Annotated in this window: 3 protein-coding genes; all 3 read left to right on the top strand. The window is 61.9% G+C overall.

Features of this window, described 5'->3' with window-relative positions; all coding sequences use genetic code 11:
- Positions 1 to 124: 124 nt before the first annotated feature.
- The 3 genes from AX703_RS25215 to AX703_RS25205 are packed head-to-tail and all read left to right on the top strand — an operon-like array spanning position 125 to position 2512.
- On the top strand, positions 125 to 532 hold the full coding sequence (locus AX703_RS25215) for a transposase (RefSeq protein WP_231735702.1): 408 nt from the start codon (positions 125 to 127) through the stop codon (positions 530 to 532).
- Positions 498 to 869 (top strand): IS66 family insertion sequence element accessory protein TnpB, encoded by a 372-nt coding sequence (gene tnpB / locus AX703_RS25210; protein ID WP_082734808.1) that lies wholly within the window; start codon positions 498 to 500, stop codon positions 867 to 869. The genes AX703_RS25215 and tnpB overlap by 35 nt, the downstream gene beginning before the upstream one ends.
- Positions 870 to 910: 41 nt before the next feature.
- Positions 911 to 2512: an IS66 family transposase gene (locus AX703_RS25205; protein WP_062348190.1), complete on the top strand. Its 1602-nt coding sequence runs from the start codon at positions 911 to 913 to the stop codon at positions 2510 to 2512.
- Positions 2513 to 2607: the final 95 nt, after the last annotated feature.

Raw genomic sequence — 2607 nt, 5'->3', positions numbered from 1 at the left:
GTAAGCGCGAAATTCCGCGCACCTGTTCGGTTGAGTGACGCGGTGTGAAGGATGTGTCCACCAAGGAAGAGGTGGACACATGGAGTTGGCACCGATGGGCCCCTATGGGCTCGAGGTTGTGAGGGTGACGAGTAACGGCCGGCGCTATTATGGTCGGGCGGGGAAGGCACGGTTGATCGAGGCGTGCCTCGAGCCGGGCATATCGGTGGCGAGGCTTGCGCTGGAGCATGGTGTCAACGCCAACCAACTGCGCAAATGGGTCAGGAAGTATCAGGAGCGGCAGAGTGCGAACGGGCAGCGGAGCACGGGGCAGTTGCCGGATCCGTCGGCGTTTATCCGGGTGGAGACGTCTCCGGCGCCTGCGGAGCGACACACTGGTGGGATCGCGCCCTGGTCTGCGGGATTGGTACCGTCAGTGCGGTTGCAGGCGTCGATGCCAAATGGCGTATCGCTGACGCTGGAGGGGTGTGACGCGCAGTTGCTGGTGGTGATGATCGATGCGCTGGGGCATTGCCATGTTCCGGCTCGCTGAAGATCTGCGCGTCTATCTCCACCGGGATCCGATCGACTTTCGCTGTGGGATCAACAGCCTTGCGATCCTGGTCGAGCAGTCGATGGGCCTCAATCCGTTCGAGCGCGCGGCGTTTGCCTTTTGCAACCGGCGCCGGACCCGGATGAAGCTGCTGTTCTTTGACCGGTCGGGCTTTGTATTGGTGCTCAAGGCGTTGACGGAGGACAAGTTCCGATGGCCCAAACGAGCGGAAACGGTGGTGGTGCTCACCGCGGAGCAATTGCGATGGCTGCTCGACGGGATCGATATTGACGCGATGGTCCCTCATCCGGTGCGGCAATATCAGTTTGTCGGTTGAAGGCGGTTGACGCGGGAACGGGCTTTCGATTCAAGACTGCGATGGATCGAGGCGGCGTCCCCACTATTGCGGAATTGATGGCGCTTCTGGCGACGAAAGCCGCTGAGGTCGAGGCATTGGCGGCCGAGAGAGACGCGCTTGCCCGGCGCATCCTGAAGCTTGAGGAGGAACTGGCGCTGGCGCGGTTGCACCGCTTTGCGCCGCGCAGCGAAAAGCACCTGGATCGTGTCTTCAATGAAGCCGAGCAGGCCTCTCTGGAGGACGATACCGACGGTGGACACGACGACGTCGATGAGCCGGTCGCCGCCGATCTTCCCGACACGGGATTGCCGGAGGCGAGAAAGCCTGAAGGGAAGAAGCGCGGGCGCAAAGCACTTCCTGCCGACCTGCCGCGCCAGCGCGTCGAGTATGACCTCGCCGACGACCAGAAGGTCTGCCCGTGCTGCAGCGAACGGATGCATCGCATGGGGGAAGTGGTAACCGAGCAGCTTCACATCGAGGTGAAGGCCACGGTCCTTCAGAATGCCCGCGCCAAATATGCATGCCGCAATTGTGACCGCACCGGGATCGCCACGCCGATTGTCATTGCGCCGATGCCCGCACAGCCCTTGCCGGGCAGTATTGCCACGGCCTCGACGCTGGCCTTTGCCCTTGTTCATAAATACGTCGATGGCACGCCGCTGTATCGTCTGGCGCAAACCTTCGAGCGCGCAGGGGTACCTGTCAGCCGCGGTGCACTGGGCCGTTGGGTGATTGCTACGAGCGAGAGGCACCTGCATCGCATCTTTGACGCCCTGAAGCTGCGGCTTCGGTCCCAAGACGTCATTCATGGCGACGAAACTACGGTTCAGGTGCTCAAGGAGGAGGGCAAGGCCCCTACCAGCACTTCGTATATGTGGGCCTACCGCAGCAGCGAGGACAGCGAACAGCCGATCGTACTGTTCGACTATCAACCCGGTCGCGGGCAGGAACATCCGCAGGCCTTCCTCGGCGACTATCGCGGCATCCTGATGAGTGACGGCTATACGGCGTGGCGCACATTGAAAGGCGCCACACATCTGGGCTGCATGGCCCACGCCAGACGGCGCTTTGCCGACGCCCTCAAGGCGAGGAAGAAACAAGGCGGGCCGCCCGCACAGGCGCTCAAGTTCTTCGACCAGCTCTACCGGATCGAAAGGCAGGCGCGGGACGAAATACCCGATGAGGGGGAAACGCAGGCCAGCTACATGCGCCGCTTCCGCCAGAAACATAGCGTCCCGGTCCTGGATGCACTCAAGGCGTGGCTCGATGACATTGCACCCAAGGTTGTGCCCGACACCAAGCTTGGTGATGCGGTCTCCTACACCCTCAACCAGTGGGAATACCTGACGCGCTACGTCGAAGACGGCAGGATGCCGATCGATAACAACCTTCTCGAACGCGACATCAGGGTTTTTGCAACGGGACGAAAATCCTGGCTCTTCTGCGATACCGTGGACGGCGCACGAGCGAGCGCCGTCACCTACAGCTTGATGCTGACTTGCCGCGCCTGCGGCGTCGAGCCTCTCGCGTGGCTACGCCATGTCCTCACTGAACTTCCCCAGCGCCCTCACGACGCCGATATCGACGACCTGCTGCCATTCAACTTCGAAAGACAAGCCTGACCCGCCGACGTCGCTGCGGTGGCCTGTCTCGTCCAGCGTCAACTATGATGGCCGCAATGCCTACGGAAGCAGCGTGCTACGAAATGCGCGCTTAC

The sequence above is a fragment of the Novosphingobium sp. CCH12-A3 genome, from assembly GCF_001556015.1.
Lineage (GTDB): Bacteria > Pseudomonadota > Alphaproteobacteria > Sphingomonadales > Sphingomonadaceae > Novosphingobium > Novosphingobium subterraneum.
The sequence above is the reverse complement of the archived record's forward strand: the minus strand, read 5'-3'. Positions and strand labels throughout refer to the sequence as shown.